At 72.2% G+C, this 24,624-nt stretch carries 27 protein-coding genes and 1 riboswitch; of the genes, 8 read left to right on the top strand and 19 right to left on the bottom strand.

The annotated features are described in order from the left end of the window. Positions 1–48: 48 nt before the first annotated feature. Together GD970_RS13610 and GD970_RS13605 are read left to right on the top strand one after the other, a co-directional pair. A complete protein-coding gene (locus tag GD970_RS13610; RefSeq protein ID WP_405002579.1) occupies positions 49–501 on the top strand; it encodes an S-ribosylhomocysteine lyase in 453 nt (150 codons plus the stop codon). Continuing rightward, complete coding sequence (locus GD970_RS13605) at positions 498–1,235, top strand: 5'-methylthioadenosine/adenosylhomocysteine nucleosidase (protein WP_152203445.1); 738 nt, start codon at positions 498–500, stop codon at positions 1,233–1,235. Before GD970_RS13610 ends, GD970_RS13605 begins: the two co-directional genes overlap by 4 nt. On the opposite strand, the gene GD970_RS13600 is transcribed toward GD970_RS13605, so the two are convergent. Next, positions 1,232–2,350: a tellurite resistance/C4-dicarboxylate transporter family protein gene (locus tag GD970_RS13600; protein ID WP_226925345.1), complete on the bottom strand. Its 1,119-nt coding sequence runs from the start codon at positions 2,348–2,350 to the stop codon at positions 1,232–1,234. The genes GD970_RS13605 and GD970_RS13600 overlap by 4 nt on opposite strands. A gap of 153 nt (positions 2,351–2,503) precedes the next feature. Between GD970_RS13600 and GD970_RS13595 the strand changes: the two genes are divergently transcribed. Together GD970_RS13595 and GD970_RS13590 are read left to right on the top strand one after the other, a co-directional pair. Then, positions 2,504–2,935: a hypothetical protein gene (locus tag GD970_RS13595; protein ID WP_152203444.1), complete on the top strand. Its 432-nt coding sequence runs from the start codon at positions 2,504–2,506 to the stop codon at positions 2,933–2,935. After that, positions 2,936–3,436 carry a metallophosphoesterase family protein gene (locus GD970_RS13590; protein ID WP_152203443.1) on the top strand — a complete coding sequence of 167 codons (501 nt, stop codon included), beginning with the start codon at positions 2,936–2,938 and terminating at the stop codon, positions 3,434–3,436. Positions 3,437–3,553: 117 nt separating this feature from the next. On the opposite strand, the gene GD970_RS13585 is transcribed toward GD970_RS13590, so the two are convergent. From GD970_RS13585 to GD970_RS13510, 16 genes are all read right to left on the bottom strand, one after another. After that, a complete protein-coding gene (locus GD970_RS13585) occupies positions 3,554–4,969 on the bottom strand; it encodes an MFS transporter (RefSeq protein WP_226925344.1) in 1,416 nt (471 codons plus the stop codon). Between the two features lie 160 nt (positions 4,970–5,129). Further along, positions 5,130–5,972: an aldo/keto reductase gene (locus GD970_RS13580; protein ID WP_152203441.1), complete on the bottom strand. Its 843-nt coding sequence runs from the start codon at positions 5,970–5,972 to the stop codon at positions 5,130–5,132. 100 nt (positions 5,973–6,072) lie between these two features. Continuing rightward, positions 6,073–6,711: a TetR/AcrR family transcriptional regulator gene (locus GD970_RS13575; RefSeq protein WP_152203440.1), complete on the bottom strand. Its 639-nt coding sequence runs from the start codon at positions 6,709–6,711 to the stop codon at positions 6,073–6,075. 112 nt (positions 6,712–6,823) lie between these two features. Continuing rightward, positions 6,824–7,150 carry a hypothetical protein gene (locus GD970_RS13570; protein ID WP_152203439.1) on the bottom strand — a complete coding sequence of 109 codons (327 nt, stop codon included), beginning with the start codon at positions 7,148–7,150 and terminating at the stop codon, positions 6,824–6,826. A gap of 20 nt (positions 7,151–7,170) precedes the next feature. Then, positions 7,171–7,283, bottom strand: a riboswitch (SAM riboswitch). A 62-nt stretch (positions 7,284–7,345) separates the two neighbouring features. Beyond that, entirely contained in the window at positions 7,346–7,735 is a 390-nt protein-coding gene (locus GD970_RS13565; protein ID WP_152203438.1) for a hypothetical protein, read from the bottom strand. A 230-nt stretch (positions 7,736–7,965) separates the two neighbouring features. Then, the gene (locus GD970_RS13560; RefSeq protein ID WP_152203437.1) at positions 7,966–8,472 is read right to left on the bottom strand and encodes an aromatic ring-opening dioxygenase LigA; all 507 of its coding nucleotides are present in this window, start codon (positions 8,470–8,472) and stop codon (positions 7,966–7,968) included. 150 nt (positions 8,473–8,622) lie between these two features. Then, positions 8,623–9,231, bottom strand: coding sequence for a TetR/AcrR family transcriptional regulator (locus GD970_RS13555; RefSeq protein WP_152203436.1), 609 nt, complete (start codon positions 9,229–9,231; stop codon positions 8,623–8,625). Then, positions 9,228–9,620 (bottom strand): arginine repressor, encoded by a 393-nt coding sequence (locus GD970_RS13550; RefSeq protein WP_152203435.1) that lies wholly within the window; start codon positions 9,618–9,620, stop codon positions 9,228–9,230. The genes GD970_RS13555 and GD970_RS13550 overlap by 4 nt, the downstream gene beginning before the upstream one ends. Next, positions 9,617–10,552 (bottom strand): acetylglutamate kinase, encoded by a 936-nt coding sequence (argB, locus tag GD970_RS13545; protein ID WP_152203434.1) that lies wholly within the window; start codon positions 10,550–10,552, stop codon positions 9,617–9,619. Before argB ends, GD970_RS13550 begins: the two co-directional genes overlap by 4 nt. Positions 10,553–10,555: 3 nt before the next feature. Further along, the gene (locus GD970_RS13540) at positions 10,556–12,007 is read right to left on the bottom strand and encodes a purine-cytosine permease family protein (RefSeq protein ID WP_211489880.1); all 1,452 of its coding nucleotides are present in this window, start codon (positions 12,005–12,007) and stop codon (positions 10,556–10,558) included. Between the two features lie 4 nt (positions 12,008–12,011). Then, a complete protein-coding gene (locus GD970_RS13535; RefSeq protein WP_452179537.1) occupies positions 12,012–12,785 on the bottom strand; it encodes a creatininase in 774 nt (257 codons plus the stop codon). Between the two features lie 2 nt (positions 12,786–12,787). Beyond that, positions 12,788–13,834 carry a DMT family transporter gene (locus tag GD970_RS13530; protein WP_346266140.1) on the bottom strand — a complete coding sequence of 349 codons (1,047 nt, stop codon included), beginning with the start codon at positions 13,832–13,834 and terminating at the stop codon, positions 12,788–12,790. Between the two features lie 223 nt (positions 13,835–14,057). Next, positions 14,058–15,185: a serine/threonine protein kinase gene (locus GD970_RS13525; RefSeq protein WP_152203432.1), complete on the bottom strand. Its 1,128-nt coding sequence runs from the start codon at positions 15,183–15,185 to the stop codon at positions 14,058–14,060. Positions 15,186–15,425: 240 nt separating this feature from the next. Further along, on the bottom strand, positions 15,426–16,406 hold the full coding sequence (gene arcC, locus GD970_RS13520) for a carbamate kinase (RefSeq protein ID WP_152203431.1): 981 nt from the start codon (positions 16,404–16,406) through the stop codon (positions 15,426–15,428). Positions 16,407–16,411: 5 nt separating this feature from the next. Continuing rightward, complete coding sequence (argF, locus tag GD970_RS13515; RefSeq protein WP_152203475.1) at positions 16,412–17,413, bottom strand: ornithine carbamoyltransferase; 1,002 nt, start codon at positions 17,411–17,413, stop codon at positions 16,412–16,414. 51 nt (positions 17,414–17,464) lie between these two features. Next, a complete protein-coding gene (locus tag GD970_RS13510; RefSeq protein ID WP_152203430.1) occupies positions 17,465–18,721 on the bottom strand; it encodes an arginine deiminase in 1,257 nt (418 codons plus the stop codon). Positions 18,722–19,052: 331 nt separating this feature from the next. Here GD970_RS13510 and GD970_RS13505 point away from each other — a divergent pair, with 331 nt between their 5' ends. Next, positions 19,053–19,880: a fumarylacetoacetate hydrolase family protein gene (locus GD970_RS13505; RefSeq protein WP_152203429.1), complete on the top strand. Its 828-nt coding sequence runs from the start codon at positions 19,053–19,055 to the stop codon at positions 19,878–19,880. A gap of 10 nt (positions 19,881–19,890) precedes the next feature. Here the strand turns inward: GD970_RS13505 and GD970_RS13500 are convergent, their stop codons facing one another. Both GD970_RS13500 and GD970_RS13495 read right to left on the bottom strand, forming a co-directional pair. Then, positions 19,891–20,532, bottom strand: a complete 642-nt coding sequence (locus GD970_RS13500; RefSeq protein WP_152203428.1) for a TetR/AcrR family transcriptional regulator — start codon at positions 20,530–20,532, stop codon at positions 19,891–19,893. A 726-nt stretch (positions 20,533–21,258) separates the two neighbouring features. After that, positions 21,259–21,993 carry a hypothetical protein gene (locus GD970_RS13495; RefSeq protein WP_152203427.1) on the bottom strand — a complete coding sequence of 245 codons (735 nt, stop codon included), beginning with the start codon at positions 21,991–21,993 and terminating at the stop codon, positions 21,259–21,261. Positions 21,994–22,079: 86 nt separating this feature from the next. On the opposite strand from GD970_RS13495, the gene GD970_RS13490 reads away from it, so the two are divergent. The 3 genes from GD970_RS13490 to GD970_RS13480 all read left to right on the top strand — a co-directional run bounded on the left by GD970_RS13490 (position 22,080) and on the right by GD970_RS13480 (position 24,466). Further along, on the top strand, positions 22,080–23,195 hold the full coding sequence (locus GD970_RS13490; RefSeq protein WP_152203426.1) for a ThuA domain-containing protein: 1,116 nt from the start codon (positions 22,080–22,082) through the stop codon (positions 23,193–23,195). Between the two features lie 566 nt (positions 23,196–23,761). Next, positions 23,762–24,082 carry a hypothetical protein gene (locus GD970_RS13485; RefSeq protein ID WP_152203425.1) on the top strand — a complete coding sequence of 107 codons (321 nt, stop codon included), beginning with the start codon at positions 23,762–23,764 and terminating at the stop codon, positions 24,080–24,082. A gap of 60 nt (positions 24,083–24,142) precedes the next feature. Further along, positions 24,143–24,466: a hypothetical protein gene (locus tag GD970_RS13480; protein WP_152203424.1), complete on the top strand. Its 324-nt coding sequence runs from the start codon at positions 24,143–24,145 to the stop codon at positions 24,464–24,466. Positions 24,467–24,624: the final 158 nt, after the last annotated feature.

The following is a 24,624-nucleotide window of genomic DNA, read 5'->3' as shown; positions in this document are numbered from 1 at the left end:
GGGAGAGGCATGATGGGGTCCGGACCGACCCGAGGAGCCGTCATGCCCATGAACGTCGAGAGCTTCAACCTCGACCACCGCACCGTCGCCGCGCCGTACGTGCGCGTGGCCGACACCAAGCGCCTGCCCCACGGCGACGTGCTGACCAAGTACGACGTGCGCTTCTGCCAGCCCAACGTCAACCACCTCGAGATGCCGGTGGTGCACTCCCTCGAGCACACCTTCGCCGAGCACGTGCGCAACCACTCCGACGACGTCATCGACTTCTCCCCCATGGGCTGCCAGACCGGCTTCTACCTCCTGCTCGCCGGCGAGCACCCGCTGGAGGAGGTCCTCGACCTGGTGGCCGCCGGGCTGCAGGACGTCGTGGACGCCACCGAGGTGCCTGCCGCGAACGAGGTCCAGTGCGGCTGGGCCGCCAGTCACACCCTCGGCGGCGCCAAGGAGGCCGCCCGCGTGATGCTCGCCCGCCGCGACGAGTGGGCCCAGGTCACCGCGTGAGCGCCGCGCCCGCCGCGCCGCCGGCGGTGGACGCCGTCGTCATCGGCGCCATGGAGGAGGAGGTCCGTCCCTATCTCGAGCGGGCCGGCGAGGTCGGGGCCGAGAGCGTGGCCGGCCACGCCCGCACCCGGCTGGTCACCGTCGGCGCGGCCCGGCTGCTGCTCGTGCGCGGCGGCATCGGGCTGGTCAACGCCGCGGCCGCCACCGTGCACGCCCTGACGAGCGTCGCCCCCCGCGCGGTGGTCTCCACCGGCTCGGCCGGCGGCCTGGCCGCGAAGGTGGAGGTGGGCGACGTCGTCGTCGGCGAGCGCTACACCTACGCCGGGGCCGACGCCACGGCCTTCGGCTACGAGCGGGGGCAGGTCCCCGGGATGCCGCCGGCCTACGACGCCGACCCGGCGCTGCTGGCCGCCGCCCTCGCCGCGGCGGCGCCCCGGCTGCGCACCGGGCAGATGGTCTCGGGCGACTCCTTCGTCACCGCCGTCAACGTCGCCGAGGTGCGCGCCGCCTTCCCCGCGGCGCTGAGCACCGACATGGAGTCCACGGCCATCGCGCAGGTGTGCCACTCCTACGGCGTGCCGTTCCTGTCGGTGCGGGGCATCTCGGACCTGTGCGGGCCCGCCGCCGACCAGGACTTCCACATGGCGGTGGAGGAGGTCGCCGCCCGGGCCGCCGACGTCGTGCTCGACGTGCTCGGCGCCGGCGGGCCGGCGGGGACCGGGTCCCGCGCCTAGCGGCGGGCGCCTGCGTCGCTGGGCCGGGGCGGACGGCGGCCGCCCGGCTGGCGGGGGGCGCGCCCCACCGTGCGCCACAGGTTGACGGCCATGGCGACCCCGACGACGACCCACGCCGCCAGGGCCACCCACAGCTCGACCGTGCCGACGACGCCCACGACCGGCAGCCTGTCGGCCCGGCCGAGGTAGATGCCGGCGACGGCGTACATCCCGAGGGGGAACACGATGCTCCACAAGCTGGCGTCGTAGCCCAGCGGGACGCCGTGCCGGCGGTGGCGCCACCAGCCGGCCGCCACCAGCGGCGGGATGAGCCAGGTGGCGAAGGCCCAGAAGACCACCGACAGCCCGCCGACCAGGCCCCGGGTGGCCAGGACCATCGGCGCGTCCGCCATCTCGAGGATGCGCGCCCCGGCGAGCACGGTGATCGCGCACGCGCCCATGGCCACCCAGTACGGCGGGTCCAGGTCGACCGGGCGCAGGTCGAAGAGCATCATCCGCAGGGCCACGAACACCCCGGCGGCGGCGTACAGGAAGATGCCCACCGCCCAGGAGACGACGGCGAGCAGGGCCAGGCCGCCGCGCCAGCCCGGCGCGAGCACCGGCTGCACCGTCGCGGTCGCGACCGCCACCGACTGGCTGGCCACCACCCAGATGAACCACGTCCCGTTCGCGGCCGCGACCACCGGCCGGGTGGTGTGGCCGAGCACCGCCGTCCACGGCACGACGTAGCCGAGCACCAGCCAGCAGCCGAAGGCGACGGCGAGCAGGGCCGCCGTCCAGCCGGTGTGGCCGTCCGCCGCCAGCCGGACCCCGAGCACGTTGGTCCCGGCGACGACGGTGAAGAAGCCGAAGGCCCGGCGCGGGTCGGCGAAGTCCTCGCGCACGCGCGCCGGCTCCAGCGCGAGGCGCAGCAGCGTCAGGACGACGAGGACGGCCCAGGCGGCCAGGCACACGGCGGCCAGCGCCGCCGAGAGCAGGGGCACCCGCTCGAGGTCGAGACCCACGGAGATGATGCCGGTGGCCATGACGAAGGCGAAGTAGCCGGGCGCGAGGGTCTCCAGCGCCCGGCGGGCCCGGGCGGTGAGCGTGCCGGTGAGGTCCGGCGCCCTGGTCACGCGGCGAGGGTAGCCCTGGGGCCCGAGTGCCGCGCCCCGGTGGCCGTCCCTGCCTGCTCCGGTGGCCGTCCCCGCCCGCTCCGGTGGCCGCGCCCCGTGGTCAGCGGTTTTATGTCACCCAGAGGCTGGACCGGATCGGAGGAGGACCGTCGCATGGACACCTGGGTGTGGATCGTCCTGGCCATCGTCGTGGTGGCCGTCATCGTGCTCGCCGTCATCGCCGCGAGCCGTCGCCGGCGCGAGCAGGAGCGGATCCGGGAGGAGCAGAACCGGGCGCACGCCGCGGACCTGCGGGCCCACAGCGAGGAGCAGGACCTCGCGGCCCGCAAGCGGGAGGCGGACGCGGCGGCCGCCGAGGCGCGGGCGAAGCAGGCCCGGGTGGAGGCCGACCGGCTGGAGCAGGAGGCGCGCCGGGGCACGGACGAGGCCGCCCGGGTGCGCGAGGAGGCCGAGGCCCACCGGCGGGACGCCGACGCCCTCGACCCTGGCCATGAGCCCGGGTCCCAGGCCGGTCCGGACGGGCACGTCCCGGGCCGGCACGAGGAGCCCGGCGACCTGCGGCCCGAGGACCGGCCCCGCGCCTGAATGCCCACGCGGCTGCTCCTCCTGGCCGACACCCACTGGCCCAAGCGGGCCCGGGCCCTGCCGGAGGAGGTCTGGGCGGCGGTGGCCGACGCCGACGTCGTCGTGCACGCCGGGGACTGGGTGGACGAACGGCTCGTCGACGAGCTCGGCGCCCGCTCGCGTCGGCTGGTGGCGTGCTGGGGCAACAACGACGGCCCGGAGATTCGCCGTCGCCTTCCGGAGGTGGCGCGGGCGAGCCTGGAGGGGCTGCGCCTGGCCGTGGTCCACGAGACCGGCGCCGCGCAGGGGCGCGAGCGGCGGTTGGACGCCCGCTTCCCCGACGTCGACCTCCTGGTCTTCGGGCACAGCCACATCCCCTGGGACTCCACCACCCCGGCCGGGCGGCGGCTGCTCAACCCCGGCTCCCCCACCGACCGGCGGCGCCAGCCGCACCGGACGTTCATGACCGTGGTGCTCGGGGCGACGCCGGGCGGCGTCGACGTCACGCTGCACGAGCTGTGACGCCCCGGCGGCCCCCTTCTCGATGCGGCGGGATCGCGGCGCGCCGCGTTGCCCGGGGAACGGCGCGCGCCCCCGCCGGGAGGGCGGGGGCGCGTCGCTCGGTGACTCGTGCGGTGGTCAGGCGGTGACCCGCTCGGCCTCCGGCGCGTCGCTGAGGGTGTCCAGGTCCAGGTCGCGGGTCTCCTTGGTCGAGAACAGCGACAGCAGGGTCAGCAGCGCCATGGACGCGAGGTAGACGCCCACCCAGGCCACGCCGTAGTTCTGCACGAGCCAGGCGGCGACGAACGGGGCCACCGCCGCGCCGAGGATCGAGGAGAAGTTGTAGGCGATGGCCGACCCGGTGTAGCGCACGTTCGTCGGGAACAGCTCGGGCAGGATCGCGCTCTGCACCCCGAAGGTCAGGCCCATGAGCGTCATCCCGATGATGAGGAAGACGAGCATGAGGCCGAGGTTCGCGCCGTCGCCGGTGCCCATGGTCTCCGGGGCGAGGAAGGCGTTGAACGTGAAGCCGAAGAGCAGGATCAGCGCCGTCACGACGATGAGGAACGGCTTGCGCCCGAACCGGTCGGCCAGGGCCCCGGAGACCGGCGTCATCGCGGCGAAGAACAGGATCGCGATGAGCTGGAGCACGAGGAACTGCCGGTAGCCGATGCCCAGCATCCCGTTCTCGGTCGCGCCGATGGCGTAGCTGAGGATCCACGTGGTGAACAGGTAGAACAGCGTGTAGGTGGCCAGCATGATGAAGGTGCCCTGGATCAGCTGGCGCCAGCTGGTCTGCAGCACCGCCTTCAGCGGGGTCTTCACCTTCTCGCCGCGCGCGACGGCCCGGGCGAACACCGGGGTCTCCTCGAGCTTGACCCGCACGTACACGCCCAGCGCGACGATCACGGCCGAGGCCAGGAACGGGACGCGCCACCCCCAGGTGAGGAAGGTGCCGTCGTGCTGGGGGTCCGTGCTGTCGTGGCCCATCCAGATGGTCAGCAGCAGGAAGAAGCCGTTGGCGAAGAGGAACCCGATCGGCGCGCCGAGCTGGGGCCACATGGCCGCGCGGGCCCGCTTGCCCTTCTCCGCCGTCTCGGTGGCCAGCAGCGCGGCGCCGCTCCACTCCCCGCCCAGGCCCAGGCCCTGGCAGAAGCGCATGATGGCGAGCATCGCCGGCGCCCACAGGCCGATCTGGTGGTAGGTGGGCAGCAGCCCGATGAGGACCGTGGCGATCCCCATGGTCAGCAGCGAGCCGAGCAGGGTGGCCTTGCGGCCGAGCCGGTCGCCGAAGTGACCGAACACGACCGAGCCGACGGGGCGGGCGATGAATGCGACGCCGAAGGTGGCCAGCGAGGCCAGCAGGGCGCCGCTGGCGTCCGCGGCGGGGAAGAACAGCAGCGGGAAGACCGAGATGGCCGCCGTCGCGTAGACGTAGAAGTCGTAGAACTCGATCGAGGTCCCGACGAGGCTGGCGAAGATGATCCGGCTCCTGGGCACGTGTGTGCCCGTCCCGGTCGCGGCCTCGTCCGCCTCGCGCGTGGTCGTACTCACGAGAGATGTCTCCTCGGATCGAAAATGGAACCGAAAGAGACTACCTCTGTCCGCCCACCATGTGGGACCCCGGACTCGCATATTGAGACGAACGCGACGGGCCGGCTCTCGCTCCGCGCGGCCCGTCGCGTTCGTCCTCGGGAGCCGGGCCGTGCGCCGGTCAGCGGGCCTGGCTGAAGGCGAAGACCGCCGGATCCCCGCCGATGCGGTCGGCCGAGTCGAGCCCGTCGATGGCGGCCAGCTCGTCGTCGTCGAGCGTGAAGGACAGGTCGAGGTTGGCGGCGATGCGCTCGGGGGTGACGGACTTGGGGATGACGATGCGTCCGCGCTGCACGTGCCAGCGCAGCACCACCTGGCCGGGCGTGACGTCGTGGGCGGCGGCGATCCGGGTGACCGCCTCGTCCTCGAGGTCGCGGCCCTGCCCGAGCGGGGAGTAGGCCTCGACGGCGGTGCCGGCCTCGCGGGTGGCGTCCTGGGTGGCGCGCTGCTGGAAGGTGGGGTGGACCTCGATCTGGTTGACCGCCGGGACCGTCTCGCTCTCGGCCACGACCCGGCGCAGGTGCTCGGGCAGGAAGTTCGACACGCCGATGGCGCGCACGGCCCCCTCGGCGAGCAGCTTCTCCAGCGCGTGCCAGGTCTCGACGTACAGGTCCTTGGCGGGGACGGGCCAGTGGATGAGGTACAGGTCGACGACATCGACGCCCAGGGCCTTGCGGGAGGTCTCGAACGCGCTCAGCGCCGCGTCGTAGCCCTGGTCGGCGTTGCGCAGCTTGGTGGTCAGGAAGACCTCCTCGCGCGGCAGGCCCGCGGCGCGCAGCGCGGCGCCGACGCCGGCCTCGTTGTAGTAGGCCGCGGCCGTGTCGATGTGGCGGTACCCGGCCTCCAGCGCGGTCTCCACCACCTGCTGGGTGGCGTCCTCGGGGACCTGGAAGACGCCGAACCCCACCTGCGGGATCGCGACGCCGTTGTTCAGACGGATCGTGGGTGTCGTGGGCTCGCTCATGCGTCCTGCATACTCCGGGGCCGCCCGCCCCCGCACGTCGGGCCCGCGCCGTCTCACCGTTGGCCGCCGGGGCGCCCGTCTCGCCCCGCCGGGGGCACGACTACCTGTTCACCCCGCGCAGCACCATGTCGATGAGCTCGTCCACCCACTCCCCGATCCCCTGGCGCACCTCCTCCTTGGAGGTGCCCGCCTCGGTCATGAGGACGTGGAAGAAGATCGCGCCCTCGATCGCGTCGAGCAGGTGGCCGGGCGAGGTCGACGGCGGCAGCTCGCCGTCGGCGACCGCCTGCTGGATCCGCCCCTCCAGCGCCAGCACCCCGCGGCTGACGCTCTCGTCGCGGATCTCCCCGAACGCGTCCGGGTTGGCCACGGCCGCCGAGACGATGTTCGCGATGGCCGCGCCGTGCTCGCCGAGGAGCAGCTCGGCGCGCGCCTTGGCGTGGGCGGCGAGGTAGTCGCGGATGTTCAGCCCCTCGGTCTGCGGGGTGACGTGGTGCGCCTCGAGGTCCCGGATGGCGTCGAGGAGCAGCTCGCGCTTGTCGTGCCAGCGCAGGTAGATCGACGACTTCCCGATCCCCGCCCGCGTGGCGACGGCGTCGAGGCTGACGCCCGACCAGCCCTTCTGCCCGAAGAGCTCCAGGACCGCGCGGTAGGCGCGGGCCTCGGTGTCGGGGTGCCGGGGGCGCCCCGGGCCGCGCCGGACCGGCTGGACGTTCTGGGTGTCTGTTGTCTGCGTCATCGTTGGCCCCCTCACGGTCGGCTTCGACACTACGCGTCAGGTGTCGATCACATGAGGGTTTCGCGGCCGTGTTTGCGTGCATCTGGAGGCCGGTGCGGACGGCGCCGCCGCATCAGTGCCGCTCGTCGTGAGCGAGCACGAGCACGCACGTCAGGGCGCGGCCACAGGCGAGGAGCCGGTAGCGCTCGTGCACCCGGACGGGGCTGCCCTGCGGGGCCCGGGCGGTCAGGTCGCCGTGGTGCCACAGGGTCACCGAGCCGCCGTCGAGGTAGTCCACGACGGCGGTGCCGTCCGGGCGGGCCTGGCACACGATGCCGTCCGCCCAGCCCTCGGTGTCGCGGTGGGCAAGGCGAGCCTGGATGAAGTGCACGCTGTGGCCGGGCCGGTAGCTCTGGCACGGTCCGGGGATGCAGGGGGCGGGGGTGGGATCGGCGCTCACGGGCGCGGCTCCTTCAGGACGGGTCGCTCTTCCCGCGCCGGCGGCGCGGGCGGGTCTTCCTCCGGGGGCACCGTGCGCGCTGCGCGGTTGCCGAACCAGCTCGCCGGAGGGCGTGGCGCTGGTCCTCTTGACCGGGTCCCACCGTAGCGGGCTCCCCCGACAGGCGGGTGTCCCCGCCCGCCCGTCGGCGGCGTGTCAGAAGCGCCCGTCGTCCTCCTCGTCCTCCTCGTCGTCGACCTCCTCGGCGGTGTACGCGACGGCGACGTCGATGTCCTCGTCGGTCTCGAAGCCGTCGTCGAGGCCGCCGGGGGCGTCGTCGCCCTCGAGCACCGCGTGGGCGGCGGGCACGAGCGGCCCCCACAGGTCCTCGCCCCCGCGCACGCGCTTGGTCTCCTCGTCCACGAGCTCGACCTCCTCGGCGTCGGGGTGGTCGAACTCGGTGGGCACGAGCAGCACGATCGTCGCGGGGCCGTCGAAGCCGTCGACGACGACGTCGAGCCCGGTGACCGGGTCGGTGAGGGTCTCGTCGAGGACCGGGTCGAAGGCCTCGTGCATGTCGCTGTCGAGGAAGGTGTGGTCGGACATCTGGTGCTCCTCCCGGGCGGGTACCCGGTCGACGTGGCCGGGGCCACAGCGTGGACCAGCGGTGCCCCTCCGTCCAAGCGCGCAGGTCACGGCGTTGTGTCGGCGTCCTTCTCGGCGGCGCGTCGGCGGGCGCGCCGGGACGGGCCCCCTCGGCGGCCCAGGCCGGGCCCCTCGCACGGCAACGATCAGCCCCCGGAAGGCGGTGGCCTCCGGGGGCTGATCGGCGGGGGTCAGGCGGTGACGAGCTCGCGCTCCGCCGTGGTCGCGGCCACGGCGCCGGCCGGGGCGGCGAGGGTGGTGAAGGCCCAGCCGACCAGGGTCAGGATCACGCCCAGCCCCATCACCAGGGCGGCCACACCGTAGGCGATCACCGAGGTGAACAGCGAGGCCCGCAGGAACGAGGCGTTCATCACCGTGGTCCGCTGCCCCTGCAGCGCCTCCGCCTTCGCGGTGTCCCCGGCCGCCTCGGCGGCCTTGACCTCCGCGCCCAGCTCGGCGTACGTCTTGCCCTCGGTGGCGTGCATCGCGTGCTCGTTGATGATCTGCGCCTCGGCGAACGCCGAGAACGGGCCGTTGACCTCGTCCCCGGGCAGCATCGTCGAGTCCTCCGCGACCACGATCTTCTGCTCGACGAGGTTGGAGGTGATCAACCCCCACGTCACGCCGCCGGCGAGGATGAAGACGATCCCGGCGACGATGGCGACGATCCCGGTGACCTTGGCGGGCTTGGTGTTCATGGCGGGTCCTCCTGGAACCTCGGCGCCGGCCCCGGTGCCTTGTGCCCGGTGTCTGCCAGCACGACCAACGTAGGGCCGACAAATCGGGACAATGCGTGCCTAAAGTCCCAGGAGCCCGGTTCCGTCGGCGGACCGGTCCGGTCCGTACGGCTACAGCACGTGCTGGAGCAGCGCCGCGGCCGTCTCGCGCACGTCCCGCCCCTCGCTCAGGGCCGAGACGGCGGCACCGTCGACGACGGCGATGACGAGCTCGGGCGGGCAGGGGCTGCCCACCCGGCGCAGCACCCGGGCGACCGCCCCGTTGAGCCGGTCCCGGCCGGTGCGGTAGGACCGGGTCACCGGTGCCGCCCCGGCGGCGGCGATGAGCTGGAGGTAGTGGCCGAGGAGCTCGTTGCCCTCGGGGAGACAGGCGCGCAGGATCCACGCCGTCACGGCGTCGCGGCCGGCGGGCACCGGTTCGCCCTCGATCGTCTCGGCGACGGCCTCGGCCCGCGAGGCCCACAGCCCGATGTTGATGCGCCCGGCCTCGCCGAGGAGCTCGTCGAGGCTCTCGAAGTAGTAGGTCGTCAGCGACACCGAGCAGCCCACCCGCCGGGCGACGGTGCGGTGGGAGACACCGGCCGGGCCCTCCTCGCGCAGGATGGCCGCCGCGGCCTCGGCGATCTCGGCCCGCCGTCGCTCGCCCTTGCTGGTGCCCCCCTGCCGGGCGGCCGGCTGGGCCGGGGCGGGAGCCGCCGCCGTCGGACGCCCTGCGCTCATGGTCGATCCTCTCTTGCCACCCGTCCCGTCTCGGCCCGCGGCTCCGGCGGGCGCCGGTCGCGGGCGATCGCCCGGAAGTACCGGGCGATGACACCCCCGGCGATGGCCGACCGGGTGATCGCGAGGACGGTGTCGTTCCCCGCCACGGTCCCCACGATAGGGGCGACCCGGGCCCGGTCGATGGCCTCGGCCAGCATCGACGCGCCGCCGGGCACCGTCCGCAGCACGACGAGGTTCTCCGCCTCCCGCACGCTCACCACGAGCTCCTCCAGCGCCCACGCGAGCGGCTCGGGCGCCCGGGGCGGCGCGCCGTCGCCCGACGCCGCCGGTGGCGCGGCGCCGTCTCCCTCGGCCGGCCCCGCCGGTTCCAGCCTGACCACCGCGCTCACGCGGCACCGTCCGGCAGCACCATGGTGCCCATGTGCCCCGCGGTGAAGATCTCGAGGAGCATGGAGTGCGCGAGCCGCCCGTCGATGACGTGCGCCTGCGGGACGCCGCCGCCCACCGCCCGCAGGCACGCCTCCATCTTGGGCCGCATGCCCGCCTCGAGCCGTGGCAGCAGGGCGGTCAGCTCGGAGACCGACACCTGCCGCAGCAGGGACGACCGGTCGGGCCACCGGGCGTAGAGCCCCTCGACGTCGGTGAGGACGACGAGCTTGCGGGCGCCGAGGGCGACGGCGAGCGCGGCGGCCGCGGTGTCGGCGTTGACATTGAGGACGTGCCCGGGGTCCGCGACGTCCGGGGCCACGGTGGAGATCACCGGGATCCGGTCGGCGGCCAGCAGGTCCTCCACCGCCTGCGGGTTGACCGCGACGACGTCGCCGACCAGGCCCACGTCGACCTCCTCCCCCTCCACGACGGCGCACCGGCGCCGGGCGCGCAGCAGCCCGCCGTCCTCCCCCGAGATCCCCACCGCGTGGGCGACCTGGGCGTTGAGCAGCCCGACGAGCTCGCGCTGGACCTGCCCGGTCAGGACCATCCGGACGACGTCCATGACCTCCGGGGTGGTCACGCGCAGCCCGCCGCGGAACTCGCAGCGCATGCCCAGGCGGCCGAGCATGCGGCTGATCTGCGGGCCGCCGCCGTGGACGACGACGGGCTTGAGGCCGACCCGGTGGAGGAAGAGCACGTCCTGGGCGAAGGCGCGCTGCAGCTCGGGGTAGACCATGGCGTGCCCGCCGTACTTGATGACCACGCGCCCGCCGGCGAAGCGCTCGAGCCAGGGCAGGGCCTGGATGAGCACCTCGGCCTTCTGGTCCGGTCGCAGGTGGTCCACGGCCGGGCGCTCGGCGGCCGCCGGCTCGAGGAGGGTGGTGGCCATGGGTTACCTCGCGATCGTGGGGTCGCGGCGGGCGAGCAGGTAGTACACGGTGCCCGCGCCGGTCCCGGCGGCCAGCCAGGACAGGTCCAGCCCGTGCAGCGCCTCGGACAGCGGGCCCTGCAGCGCCGGGACCATGCCGTGCATGAACAGCCACGAGCAGGTCAGCCCGGTGGCGAAGGCGACCAGCGCGCGCCAGTCGACGTCCCGGAGCCGGCGGGTGCCCACCGGGTCGAAGTAGTGCGAGAAGTCGGTGGACCGGCGGTCCAGCACGTAGTACCGCACCGCCACGATCGCGCCCCAGGTGGAGGTCCACCCCACGCAGGCGGAGAGCCAGGCGTCGAGGGAGTGGGCGATGTTGCTCGAGAACACGAAGAGGGTGACCGCGCCCATCGCCGCCACGCCCACGCCGACGTTGAGGGCGCGCCGGCCCAGGTGGATGTCCAGGCTCTGCACCGTGACGGTGAACGTGTAGATGTTGAGGATGTTGGTCGCGATGGGCCCGTGCAGGACGAGCAGGAGCACCGGGATGGCCATCGAGCCGAAGTTGTCCACCACCAGCTCGCCGGGGTCGACCGAGCCGTTGGTGGTGGCGAGCGTGGCGCCGAGCAGCCCGAGCCACAGCACCGGCAGGATCTGCCCGCCGGCGGAGGCCAGGTAGAGCCGCCGGCGGGGCACGGCCCGGCTGACGAACCGGGAGTAGTCGGAGGCGTAGGTCAGCCAGGTCAGCCCCCAGCCCACCCCGATGGCGGTCATCACCGAGGACATGGCCACGACGCGGTCCCACCCGGTCAGGGCGCCCGACGGCGGGCCGGCGTAGGACCAGTCGATGTCCATGAAGAACCAGGCGGCGACGGACATCGCGACGAGGATCGCGATCGTGGGCGGGACGGTCCACCGCTCGAAGCCGGCGATCGCCCGGTAGCCGAAGAGCGCGATGGTCACCTGCACGCACATGACGGCCGCGGCGACGGCGAACTTCCACCCGTAGTTGGCCAGGTCGGGGTCGACCCAGCCGATCTTCCCGAACAGCGCCATGACCAGGTCGAGGACGATCCAGGTGTTGACGGCGCACCAGCCGATGACCACCACGCCCTGGATCAGCGCGGGCAGGTAGTTCCCGCGCCGGCCGAAGACCCCCCGGCCCAGCAGCATGCCGGTGACGCCGCTGCGCTGGCCGAGCAGGACGAAGAACCCGAACACCACCATGCCGATGACGTTGCCGACCACCAGGACGGCGAAGGTGTCCCACAGGCCCAGGCCCATGCTGATGCCGAGGGCGCCGAGCACCCAGTTGATCGGCGCGATGTTCGCCCCGGCCCAGATCCAGAACTGGCCGCCGACCCGGGTGGTGCGCCGCTCGTCGGGGATCGGCTGGAGCGTCTCCTCCACGTCGCGGCGCACGTCGCCGGCGCCGGTCTCCGGCCGCGTGCCCGCGGCCCGTGCTCGTCGCAGCACGACGTCACATCCCGAACTCGCCACGGATCGCCGCGACCATGCCGGCGGACGCGCGATCGAGCAGGATCTGGCCCTTCTCGGCGGTCGCGGCGGCCCCCGAGGACAGGCACCCGGACGGCGGGGTGATCTCCGGCCGGGCCGGCAGCACGTCGTAGCTGGGCAGCTGCGCCGGCGGGATGTCCGCCACCCGGGTCATGTCCACCAGGTCGGGGTGGAGCAGCAGCATGAGGGAGGTCTCCAGGACCCCGCCGTGCTCGAGGTCCCAGCCGGGGAAGCCGTCGGGGTAGAGCTCGGCGATGGCGGCGTCGTCGACGAAGTCCCAGTAGGACAGCAGCAGGACCTTCATGTCGGTGATGCCGTCGTGGCGCAGCTCGCGGATGGCCAGGTCCGCCCCCTCGTACAGGAACTGGTAGTTCTCGTAGTGGCCGTTGACGAAGGCCACCTGGCGGACGCCGTGCCGGGCGAGCTCGAGGACCTGGGTCCTGGCGATGGCGATCACGGTGGCCGCGTCCAGGCCCGTGGACCCGGTGAGGTGGTTGCCGCCGCCGGAGCGCTGCTGGGACTTGTAGCCGTACACGATCGGCGCCGCGACGAGGCAGCCGGTCGCCTCGGCGACCGTGCCGGCCATCTTCCGCGACAGCAGCACGTCGACGCTCAGGGGCATGTGGGGGCCGTGCTGCTCGATCGAGCCCGCGGGGATCAGGACCGGCGCGCCGCCGGCGACCCGGTCGCGGTAGGTGAAGGCGTCGAGCTCTTCCATGTAGACGCTGCTCGAGATGCTCACTTCAGGTCAGCTCCTGCGCTCGCTCCGACGTCCCGCCGGTCGGCCGCGCCGGGCGCCGCCGTGGGGAGCGTCTTCTTGGGGTTGGGGGTCGTCGCGATGCCCCCTTGGGTGAAGGCCTCCACGGTGGCCGGGGTCTTCCGTGTCGAGATGAACACCTGGCTCACGCCGCCGCCGATGATGAGCAGACCGCCCAGCGCCTGCATGACGGTCAGCGGTTCCGAGAAGAGGAAGACGCCGAGCAGCGTCGCCATGATCGTCTCCTGGTAGGAGATCGTGGCGAGCTCGCCGGCGAAGAGTATCTTCGTGGCCAGCGTCATGAAGTAGAAGGCACCGAAGCCGCTGACGACGGCGGCCACCGCGAGCACGACCCAGCCGCGGGTGGTCATCTCCGACAGGTCCGGGCGGCTGAAGAGCAGGATCACGCCGATGGTGAGGGTCGCGAAGGTGAAGTTGAACCACGACCGGGTGTTGGAGTCGACGTCGGTGCGGTAGCGGCTGAGGAAGAGGTACAGGCCGTAGGCGACGCCGGAGGCGAGCGCGACCAGGTTGCCGGCCATGTACTTCGGGTCGAGGTCCAGGCCGACGGTGAGGCCGTCGCCGGAGCTGTAGCTGACGATCCCGATGATGATGAGCATCCCGAGGATGACCGCGCCGAGCGAGGCCAGCATGCTCTTCTTGAAGGGTTCCTTGAGGAAGATCGACGCCAGGACGGTCGAGTAGACCGGGCCGGTGTAGATGAGGAACGAGGCATTGGCCAGCGTGGTCATCTGCGTCGAGATCACGTAGAGCGCGGACAGCAGGCCGAGGAAGACGCCGGAGAGCAGCACCCCGGGGGTGATGCGGGTGTTCCGCACGTGCACGAACCGCTTGGCGAGCAGGAAGATCAGGGTCATCCCGATGAAGCCCGCGCCGTTGCGGCAGAACGAGATGAACTCGCCCGGGGCCTCGATGTACCGCGCGAACGCGCCGATGCCGCCCATGAGGGACGACGACAAGAACATGAACCCAAAACCTTTGAGCTTGTTCGCTCGAGCCGGATCCACAATGCGCTCCTTTGCTGAGATGTGGTGACGGTGCGGAGGCGTGAGCCGCTGGCCGGGCCGGGCGTCCGCGCCGTCGCGGGGTCGCCCGAGCCTGCTCGCGCCAGCTGACGGCCGGCTCGCGTCGATGATGGGGCCGCCGGACCCGGGAGATCCGGGACCGGCGTCCCGGTGGATGCGGGAGCGCCCTGGGTCTGTGCGCTCAGGGCGCTCCCGCGGTCGGTGGTCAGACCCGCGTGGGGTCCTCGACCTGGTTGGGGAAGTAGTCCTCGCAGGTGCCCTCGCGGTAGACGTCGGCGGTCGCGCAGTGCAGGCCGCCACCGAAGGCGTAGGCGTCGCGGAAGGGCACCGGGATGACGTTCATCCCGAGCTTGTCCATCTGCTCGGCCTGGTAGACCTCCGACTCCTCGACGATGACCGTCTTGTGGTCCAGGACCAGGCAGTTCATCGACAGCCACACCGAGGAGTAGCACAGCGGCGGCGGGGTGTCGTGCGCCGGCTTGGCGGCGGGCACGATCTGCCAGTCGTTCGCCTCGAAGATCTTGCGCTGCTCCTCCGGCAGGGGCCGGTGCGGGTTGTTGATGATCAGGCCCGGCCGCAGCGGCACGAAGGTCGCGTCGATGTGGATCGGGTAGGGGTCACCGGGGAAGTTCACCGCGTGGATCCGCAGGTCCGGGTAGTACCGCTTGAACCACTCCATCGCCTTGCGGTTGGTGGTCAGGCCGTGCTGGATGAACAGGTCCTTGCCCACCCGCATGACGTCGGCCGCGTCCCACATGGGCTCGACCTCGGTGGTGACGAAGTCCTTGTTCGCGGTGCGCACGAGCCGGTCCTCGAGGGAGATCCGCTCGTCGTAGTAGTTGTGCTTGTAGGACTTGTCCGTCAGGCGCGGGCGGGGGGCCTGCGTCCACTTGAACTCCGGGTCGTTCTCGAAGTACTCGTTCATCAGCGGCCAGTACGCCAGGTACTCGAAGTACCGGCAGCGGAACGAGTTCGCCGAGGCGATGATCTCGTTGCCGATGGTGAGCAGGATGTCCCGCGGCGGCATCTGCGTCATGCCGGACTCGGTGCGGAAGTCGGGGGTCTTGATCTCCTGGTTCCACTGCAGCGGCGTGGGCCGGTCGACCTTGACGCCGTGCTTCTCGAGCACCTTGACGTAGTTGTCCAGCTGGGCGTTGGCCTTCTCCACCGTCTCCGTGGGACGCGGCCCCCACATGCCGCGCATCTCGGAGTCGATCGGCACCTTCTCGGAGGTGGCCGGCTCCTCGGGCGGGATGACGCTCATGTCGGCGCGGCCGACGATCGCGTGCTTGAGGGGGTCGAAGTCGTTCCACGAGTTGACGATCTTGGTCATTGAAACTCACTCCTTCACGGGGGGCGCTGCGTCGCGTCCCGCTTGCCGCCCCTGTTGTCCGGGGCGTGGGTCTGGTGGCGCCGGCCGGTGGGCCGGGGGCGCCCGGTGCCCGCCGGGGGCGGGCGGTCCGCCGTCGTCGGCGGGGTGGTGCGGCCGCCGTCGTCGGCGGTCGGGGCTCGCTGCTAGGTCTCGTCCGGTGCCATCACCTCGGCCCCGTCTGCTGGGAGGTGGGCCGGCCGGTCACGCGCGTCGCACCCGCGTCTCCGGCGCCTGCGGGACTGGCGGACGGATGTCGTCCGGACCGCCGTAGTTGCCGCCCGGGGTGACGATCGTCCCGGCCTTGCCGGCGACGATGTCCTGGGCGTCCTGGAGGCGGCCGATGGCCGCCATGTCGCCGGTGAGCTCGACGAAGCGGCAGGCCGCCTCGACCTTGGGGCCCATGGAGCCGGCGGGCAGGCCCAGGTCGCGCAGGGCGCCGGGGGTGGACCGGGTGATCTCGCGCTGCTGGGGCGTGCCGTAGTCGGCCATGACGGCGGGCACGTCGGTGAGGATCATCAGGGCGTCGGCCTCGAGGGCCTCGGCGAGCACGGCGGCGGTGAGGTCCTTGTCGATGACGGCCTCGACCCCCTGGAGCTTGCCGAACTCGTTGCGGATGACGGGGACCCCGCCGCCCCCGGCGCACACGACGACCGCGCCGGCGGCGAGCATCGTGCGGATCAGCCGGGTCTCGATGACGCGCTGCGGTTTCGGCGAGCCGACCACGCGGCGGTAGTAGGGGCCGTCCTCCTTCATCACCCAGCCGCGCTCGGCGGCGAGCCGGTCGGCCTGCTCGCGGTCGTAGACCTGCCCGACGAACTTGGTGGGGTTCTTGAAGGCCGGGTCGCCCGCGAGGACGAGGGTCTGGTTGACCATGGCGGCGACGTGCCGGCCGGGCAGGTTGTTCTGCAGGGCCTGGAGCAGCCAGTAGCCGATCATGCCCTGCGTCTGGGCGCCGAGGGTGTCGAAGGGGTAGGGCGCGGTGAGGTTGGGGTCGTTCGCCGACTGCAGGGCGAGCACCCCCACCTGCGGGCCGTTGCCGTGGGTGAGGACGATCTCGTGCTCCTCGGCCAGGGGGGCGAGGGCCTTGACCGCCGTCTCGACGTTCGCGATCTGGATCTCCGCGTCGGGCTTGTCGCCGCGCTGGAGGAGGGCGTTGCCGCCCAGGGCGATGACGATGCGCATCTGCCTCAGCTCCCCAGGGTGGCGACCATGACGGCCTTGATCGTGTGCATCCGGTTCTCGGCCTGGTCGAAGACGACGGAGGCCGGGGACTCGAACACCTCGTCGGTGACCTCGAGGGCGTCCATGCCGGTCTTCTGGTAGATGTCCTCGCCCACGGCGGTGCCGCGGTCGTGGAAGGCCGGCAGGCAGTGGAGGAACTTCACGTCCGGGTTGCCGGTGGCGGTCATGAGGGCGGCGTTGACCTGGTAGTCCTTGAGCAGCGCGATCCGCTCGTCCCAGACCTCCTTGGGCTCGCCCATGGACACCCACACGTCGGTGTAGACGAAGTCGACGCCCTGGACGCCGGCGGCGACGTCGTCGGTGACGGTGATCCGCGCGCCGGTGGCGGCGGCGATCTCCCGGGCGGTGGCGACGATCTCCGGGGCGTTCTGCAGGGCCGCGGGGGCGACCATGCGTACGTCCATGCCGAGCATGGCGCCGGCGATGAGCAGGGAGTTGCCGACGTTGTTGCGGGCGTCGCCGAGGTAGGCGAAGGCGATCTCGCCGTCGGGCTTGCCGCTGTGCTCGCGCATGGTGAGCTGGTCGGCGAGCATCTGGGTCGGGTGCCAGTCGTCGGTCAGGCCGTTCCAGACCGGCACGCCGGACTGCGCCGCGAGGACCTCCACCGCCGCCTGGCTCTTGCCGCGGTACTCGATGCCGTCGTAGAAGCGGCCGAGCACGCGGGCGGTGTCCGCCACCGACTCCTTGTGGCCCATCTGGGAGCCGCTGGGGTCGAGGTAGGTCACGTGGGCGCCCTGGTCGAAGGCGGCGACCTCGAAGGAGCACCGGGTGCGGGTGGAGGTCTTCTCGAAGATCAGCGCGATGTTCTTGCCCGCCAGGCGGGGGATCTCGGTGCCGGACTTCTTCTCGGCCTTGAGGGCGGCGGAGAGGTCGAGCAGGGAGCGCCACTCGTCGGGGGTGAAGTCGAGCTCCTTGAGGAAGCTGCGGCCGTGGAGGGGGTGGGGCATCGGGGTCGGCGGCGCCGCCGTCGTCCGGTCGGGGTTGGCGAGGGACATGGGTCAGACTTCCTCTCGGATGGTGGGGCAGCTCATGCAGCGTGGACCACCACGTCCACGCCCGAGCTCGGTTCCGGGAACCTCGAGCACCTCGATGCCGTTGGCCCGCAGATAGGTGTTGGTGGTGACGTTGCGCTCGTAGCCGACGACGACGCCGGGCGCGACGGCGAGGGTGTTGCAGGCGTCGTCCCACTGCTCGCGCTCGGCGGCGAGGGCGTCCTGGGGGGTGGTGAGGATCCGGATGCCGGGCAGTCCGAGCGCGTCGGCGATAACCCGGTGCATCTCCTCGGCGGGGTGCCGGGCGACGGACAGCTCCTTGGGGGTGCGCCCCGGGCGGATCGTCAGCGACGGCAGCATGCCCAGGCCGGCGTACTTGGTGAAGGACTCGGGGTCGACCATGGTCATGACCGTGTCCAGGTGCATGAAGGCGCGGGCCTTGGGCATCTCCAGGGCGATGACGAGCTCGGCCGAGCCCTCGGCGAAGAGGCGGGCGGCGAGGCGCTCGACGCCCTGCGGGGAGGTGCGCTCGCTCAGGCCCACGAGGACCGCGCCGTTGCCGATCACCAGGACGTCGCCGCCCTCGACCGTGGCGGCGCCCTCGGCCGAGCCCACCGACCACACGTGGTGGGCGCCGTCGGCGAAGTGCGGGTGCCAGCGGTAGATCGCCTCGTAGTTGACCGTCTCGCGCATGCGCGCCGTCTTGCGCATGGAGTTGATGGCCACGCCGTCGTAGACCCAGCAGGAGGTGTCGCGCGTGAAGAGGTGGTTGGGCAACGGGGCGAGCACGAACTCGTCGAGGCCCATGGTGCCGATGGCGACGGACTCCGGCTCGATGATCTGCTCGAGCAGCTCCGCCTTGGTGATGCCGGCGATCAGCACGCTGGCGAGGGCGGCGCTGTCGAGGTTGTCCGCGTGGTTGCGCAGGGCGTCGATCGCGCCGAGGCCGTAGACGCGCTCGTCCAGGACGCGGTCGAGCACGTACCGGCGGGCGTCGAGGTTGTCCAGCGTCTGCGCCAGCAGCTCCTCGAGGTAGAGCACCTCCACCCCGCGGTCCCGCAGGACCTGGGCGAACCGGTCGTGCTCCCACTGCGCCTGGCTGACCCACAGCACGTCGTCGAAGAGCAGGTCGTCCTTGTTGGACGGGGTCAGCCGCGTCATCTCCCGGCCCGGCCGGTGCAGGATCACCTGCTTCAGGCGGCCGATCTCGGAGTCGACGCGGTAGACCGTCCGATCTACCGTCGCGCTTCCCTGGTACGTCATCGTGACCTCGCTTGCCTCTCGCCATCGAGAACTGATGAGAGAAAGCAAACTCTTTCCTGCACGGTCGTTCAGGGGACCAAGTTCCCAGGATCAACCGCACTTTCGGCGTCAAAACCGACGGATCCGCACCTTCCTGGCGGGGCAGCGGCGGACGAGAGGGCGTTGCCATGCGCGGTGATATCGAACGGTCGTCCAGGTTGGGTGGCGGTGAGGTCCCGCGGCGGCGCCGACGTCGCTACCGGGCAGAACTGCCAGATTCGGGGATGATCGTCACGCCGGGTCCGGCGAGCCGCGACGGCCTGCAGTTCTCCCCACGACCGAGAGGACCTCGATGAAGATCGCTACCCTCCGGCTGCCCGATCGCACCGTGGCCGTGCGCCAGGACGGGGACACCTACACCGAGATCGCCGACCTGCCCGACGTCGGCGCGCTCCTCCGGCTCGACGGCTGGCAGGAGGTGGCCGCCGCGGCCGACGGCGAGAGGCACGCCGTCGACGGCGCCGACCTTGCGCCTGTGGTCCCCACCCCGGGCAAGATCGTGTGCGTCGGAGGGAACTACCGCAGCCACATCGTGGAGATGGGCTCGCCCCTGCCGGAGTACCCCACGATCTTCGCCAAGTACACCGACGCCCTCATCGGGGCCACCGACGACATCCAGCTGCCACCCGAGGACGCGTGGATCGACTGGGAGGCGGAGCTCGCCATCGTCATCGGCACCCCCGGTCGCCGCATCGCGCCGGCGGACGCCCTGGACCACGTCGCCGGCTACAGCGTGCTGAACGACATCTCCATGCGTGGCTACCAGTTCCGCACCAACCAGTGGCTCCAGGGCAAGTCCTGGGAGAAGAGCACTCCTCTCGGCCCCGCCCTCGTCACGCCCGACGAGGTGGACCCCACCGCCCGGATCCGCACGGTCATCGACGGGGAGATCGTGCAGGACTCGACGATCGGCGACCTGCTCTTCGGCCCGCGGGAGATCATCGCCTACCTCTCCACCCTGTTCACCCTCCGCCCGGGCGACGTCATCGCCACCGGGACGCCCGACGGGGTGGGCTTCGCCCGCGAGCCCAAACAGTTCCTGCGGCCCGGCAACCTCGTCGAGACGTCGATCGACGGGCTGGGCGCCCTGCGCAACCGCGCCGTGGCGGAGGCCCGGTAGGCGGCGTCCGTCAGGCCGTCAGGCCCGCGAGGAGCACGTCGACGAGCCGGGTGATGGTGGCGTCGAGGTTCTCGGCGCTCAGCGGCTCGGTGGACGGGTCCTGCCGGTAGATGAACAGGCGGAAGAAGATGGCCCCCTCCAGCGCGGAGAGCAGGTCGGTCGCCGCCAGGCCCGCCGGCAGCTCGCCGTCGTCGACCGCCCGGGCGATGCGGTGCACCGCCTGGAGCACCCCGCGGTTGATGCTCTCGGCGAGCAGGTCCTGGAACTCCGCCGGGTGGACGTAGGAGGCCGAGATGAGGCTGACCATCGCCGCGCCGTACTCGCCGAGGTAGGTCCGTGCGCGGCCGCGCCCGTAGGCGATGAGGTAGTCGCGGATCCCGAGCGCCTCGTCGTCCGGGTAGACGTGGTGGGACTCCATGTTCTTGATCGCCTCGAGCAGCAGCTCGCGCTTGTTCTTCCACCGCAGATAGATCGAGGACTTCCCCACCCCGGCGCTCTGGGCGACGGCGTCCAGGCTCATCCCGTCGAAGCCCTTCTGGCCGAACAGCTCGAGCACCGCCCGGTAGGCGCGCTCCTCGGTGTCGGCGTGCCGCGGGCGGCCCGGCCCGCGCTTGGCGGGCTCGGCGTCGTGCATGAGCGAGGGGTCAGACATGCGGCGAAGCTCTCCGTGGTCGAGGTCCGGCGGCGCGGGTGCGTCGAAGGAAAGCCTTCCACGACAACGGCCCTGCCACGGCCCGTCGCCGGTGATGACACACCGGGAAATGTTCGAAGCCGGACATCCCCGGCGCTCGGGCGCCGCCCCCAGGTGCGCCGGCCCCGCGAGCGGCGCCGTGTGCTCCGCACCTCACCGACTTTCTGGAACACCTGGACACGAAATGCGGTTGGACCAGGCGTAGGAGCTGTACGCCCCCGGACGGCGCGGCGAGGCTCCACGGCACCCGCATCCTGCCCCTTCCTGGGGCCTGCCCTGCCGTTGCCGGACGACGAAGGAGGTAACGCCATCACGACCAAGCGAATCGGTTCGGTCCCCTGCCCCGCCTGCGACGGAGTGGGCCTGACACGCGAGGCCTCGCGCCTGATCGGGGCCGCCATCGGGATCCCGTCGTACCGGCCCTCTGGCGGCGAGTGCTCCGCGTGCCGGGGCACCGGACGCATCCGGCCCGCGCGCAGGTCGCTCTCGATGGGCGATGTCCTGTCCGGGCTGCGGGCGAGGTTCTCGCTCGCGAGCTGAGGCCCCGGGCGGCCAAGAGCTGGGGAAGGGACAGCGCTCCGTCCCCGGGACTCCTGGCTCGTCGGCGAAAAGGAAGCGGCGGCATCGGTCTGGATGCCGCCGCTTGTCGCTGTCCGGGGGCCCTGTCCTTGCTCCGTCGGGCGCTGGCTACCCGGCGGACCCTTCCTGGTGGTCGGCGAACTCGCGGGGGACGGAGCGCGGGTCCCCGTCGGGGGTGAGGAACAGGTGCACGTGGTCACCGCTGCTTCCGATCATGAGGCTGTCGAGCTGGGCGGCGCCGGCCAGCCACAGCTCGACCGCCGCGTCACGGCGGCCCGCGGGGGTGCCGGGACCGTCGGCGGTCGCGGAACTCGCCGTCATGAGGTCCCGCAGCGCGGCGTCGAGCAGATCTACCGCACCCAGGAACGCGGCACGGGTGACGGTGTGCTCGCTCGTTCCTTCCGGGACGGCGACCAGGGTTGCCCGAGCCGCCCCGACCTCCTGGAGCCACCGGTCCGCCGCAGCCGGGTCGGCCGCGTGTCCGGTGCCACCGCCCACGGGCAGCACCTCGGAGACCTCCGCGAGGACGGGCATCAGCCGGTCGTACGCCTCCTTGCCGGCTGCTGACAGGTCGGCCGCGAGCTCGGCGCGCTCAGCGGCCTGGTCCGCGGCGAGCTCCGCAGCGATCGCCTCGACCGAGCCCGGCTCCGGTGCCTGCGTCCCGCCCGTGGTCGGGGTAGCCCCCTTGGCCGCCGTGCCGGCGACGGCCGCCGACGTCGGCGCGTCGCTCGTCCGGCCGACGGCGTAGCCGGCGGCACCGGCGCCTACGGCGAGGACGGCGAGGACGGCGAGGACGGCCACCGTGCGGAGGGGCCCCAGCTGTCGGCGTGCAGGTGACCTCACGACGTTCCTCTCCATTGACGATATGTGAGGTTCACCATAGTTTGTTCTGGCGTCGTACTAATTCGGCTTTCCAACGAAGGAGCGCAATGAAGCGACACCACAGACCTGCCCTCGTAGGCGCCCTGGGCGCCACCGCGGCCCTTGCCATGGTCGTCACCATGGCGCCGGCTCAGGCGGCCACCGAGGACTACGACGTGCTGGTGGTCGGGAAGACCACAGGCTTCCGGCACAGCAGCATCGACGAGGCGACGACGGCGATCATGACGCTCGGCGAGGCGAACGGCTTCACCGTGGACGTCTGGGACCCGCCCTCGGCCCGATCGTCCGGCCAGCCTGAGCGGACCCTGGAGACCACCCCGTTCACCAGCGCCGAGAACCTGGCGAAGTACGAGACGATCGTCTTCGTCTCCACCGTCGACGGGACGAACAGCCTCAACCCGGCCCTGCCGACCTTGCTCGACGCCTCCGAGCTCGCGGCGTTCCAGGGCTACATCCGCGCCGGCGGCGGGTACGCCGGCGTCCACGCGGCCACGGACACGATGCACACCGTCCCCTGGTACGGGCAGCTGACGGGTGGCGGAGCCCGCTTCATCAGCCACCCGGCGCAGCAGACGGCGGTGCAGACGGTCGAGGACAGCACGCACCCCTCGACCGCGCACCTCGACGAGACGTGGACCCGCTTCGACGAGTGGTACAACTTCACGCAGAGCCCCCGGCCGGTCGTGCGCGTCCTGACCAACCTCGAGGAGAGCACCTACAACCCGGGGCGTAACGCCATGGGCGAGGACCACCCGCTGTCCTGGTGCCACAACTTCGAGGGCGCCCGCTCCTGGTACACGGCCGGCGGCCACACCGAGGCGTCGTACACGGACCCGGCCTTCCTCGAGCACCTGCTGGGCGGCATCGCCTGGTCCGCCGGGGCCGTCAGTGGCGGCGGCGACTGCGTGACCTGGTACGAGGTGAACTCCCTGGTGACCGACCTGCGCGACGAGGGGGCCATCTCGGAGAAGGCGGCCACCCAGATCAGCAAGCAGCTGGAGAAGGCACAGGCCCTGGCCGACGCCGGTGAGTCGAGCGAGGCGGCCGACAAGCTGAACGCGGCCGCGGCTCAGGTGCGTGCGCACGTCTCGGACAAGGACGCCCGGGAGGCACTCTCCGGCAAGGTGGCGGACCTGCGGACCTGGCAGCGGGAGATCGGCTGACGGTCCCCCTTTCCAGTAGCACGGCGTCGAGTTGTTCGGCGCCATGACGCGGCGCGACGGTCGGAGCAGGTCTCCGGCCGTCGCGCTCGTCGTGGTGGCGATTGCCGCCTGACGCGCGGTGCAACGAGAAAGCGGCGGCACCCTCAGGTCCCGACCTGCACCAGCCACGGGACGCACCGTGCGCGAGCCCCGGCTCGCAGGGCGGCCCTGCGGGAGCTTCACACTGCGCGAGCGGCGTGAGCGGGGACGTCGAATCCGCAACCAGTGACCCGAGCCCTCGTCGCCACGAGGCCCACCAGGCGGCCACGCGTCCCACCACCACCTCGACAGACCACCCATCTGCTCGCAGGGCAGCCCTCGCCGGGAAGCTTCCCCAGGGACACCGCCCCACGCGCGGACGCGGCCCGGGGACTCCCACCGCCCGGACCGCGCACCACCCACCCTGCTCTCAGCCCACCGGGTCAGGACAGACCCCACCGCGACCGGCCCCACCACTCCACCGCGCGCCCGACGGCGGACCGCTACCGTCCAGATCACCATCCACCGCTCGACGGGAGACGCCGACAATGCGCCACCCCACCGCCACGCTCGCCGCCACCGCGCTACTGCTGCTGGCCGCCACCACCGGGTGCGCGTGGGACGCCCCAGACGAGCCCACCGTCGACCAGGCCACCGCCGACTGCCTCGACGCCGTCGCCCACGAGACCGGCTACCACCCCGTCGTCCAAGCCGTCACCCCACACGCAGACCACGCGTGGACCATCGAGGGCCTCGCCGGCCCCCGGGCCTTCACCTGCCAGGTGGCCTACACCTACAGCGTCGAAGGGGTGGGATCCGAGCTTCGCTACGAGATCGACCCACCCACCGACGTCCCCACTACCAGCTGACCGGCAGCGCGGCCCGCCCGGCCGCCGCCCAGACCACCCCGCCGTCGACGGAGACGCCCGATGCGCCACCCCACCCCGGCCGTGCTGCTCGCCGCCGCCCTCCTGGCCACCACCGCGGCCTGTACGCGGGACGCCACCCCGACCGAGCCCACCCTCGACAACGCCACCGCCACCTGCGTCGACCACCTCCACCGAGCCACCGGCCACGACGTCACCGTCGCGGCCACCACCGTCGACGGGGAGCACGCCTGGACCATCACCGGGCACGCCGGCGACACCGCCTTCACCTGCCGCGTGAGCTACACCCTCGACCCCGGCGGCGGAATGGGCTCACAGATCTACTACGAGACCTACCCGCCCCTCGACGACGAATCACCCACCTGACCAGCGCCAGCCATAGCCGCCGGCGCCGGAGTGAACCGTCCTGGGTTCCCTGGAGGGTGCTGATCTAGCAAGGGAGACTGAGTCTCGTGTCAGCACCGAGGAAGTACGACCAGGAGTTCCGGGATCGGGCGGTGCGGATGTACCGCGAACGGCTCGCG

The sequence above is a fragment of the Georgenia thermotolerans genome, from assembly GCF_009193185.1.
Lineage (GTDB): Bacteria > Actinomycetota > Actinomycetes > Actinomycetales > Actinomycetaceae > Georgenia > Georgenia thermotolerans.
The sequence above is the reverse complement of the archived record's forward strand: the minus strand, read 5'-3'. Positions and strand labels throughout refer to the sequence as shown.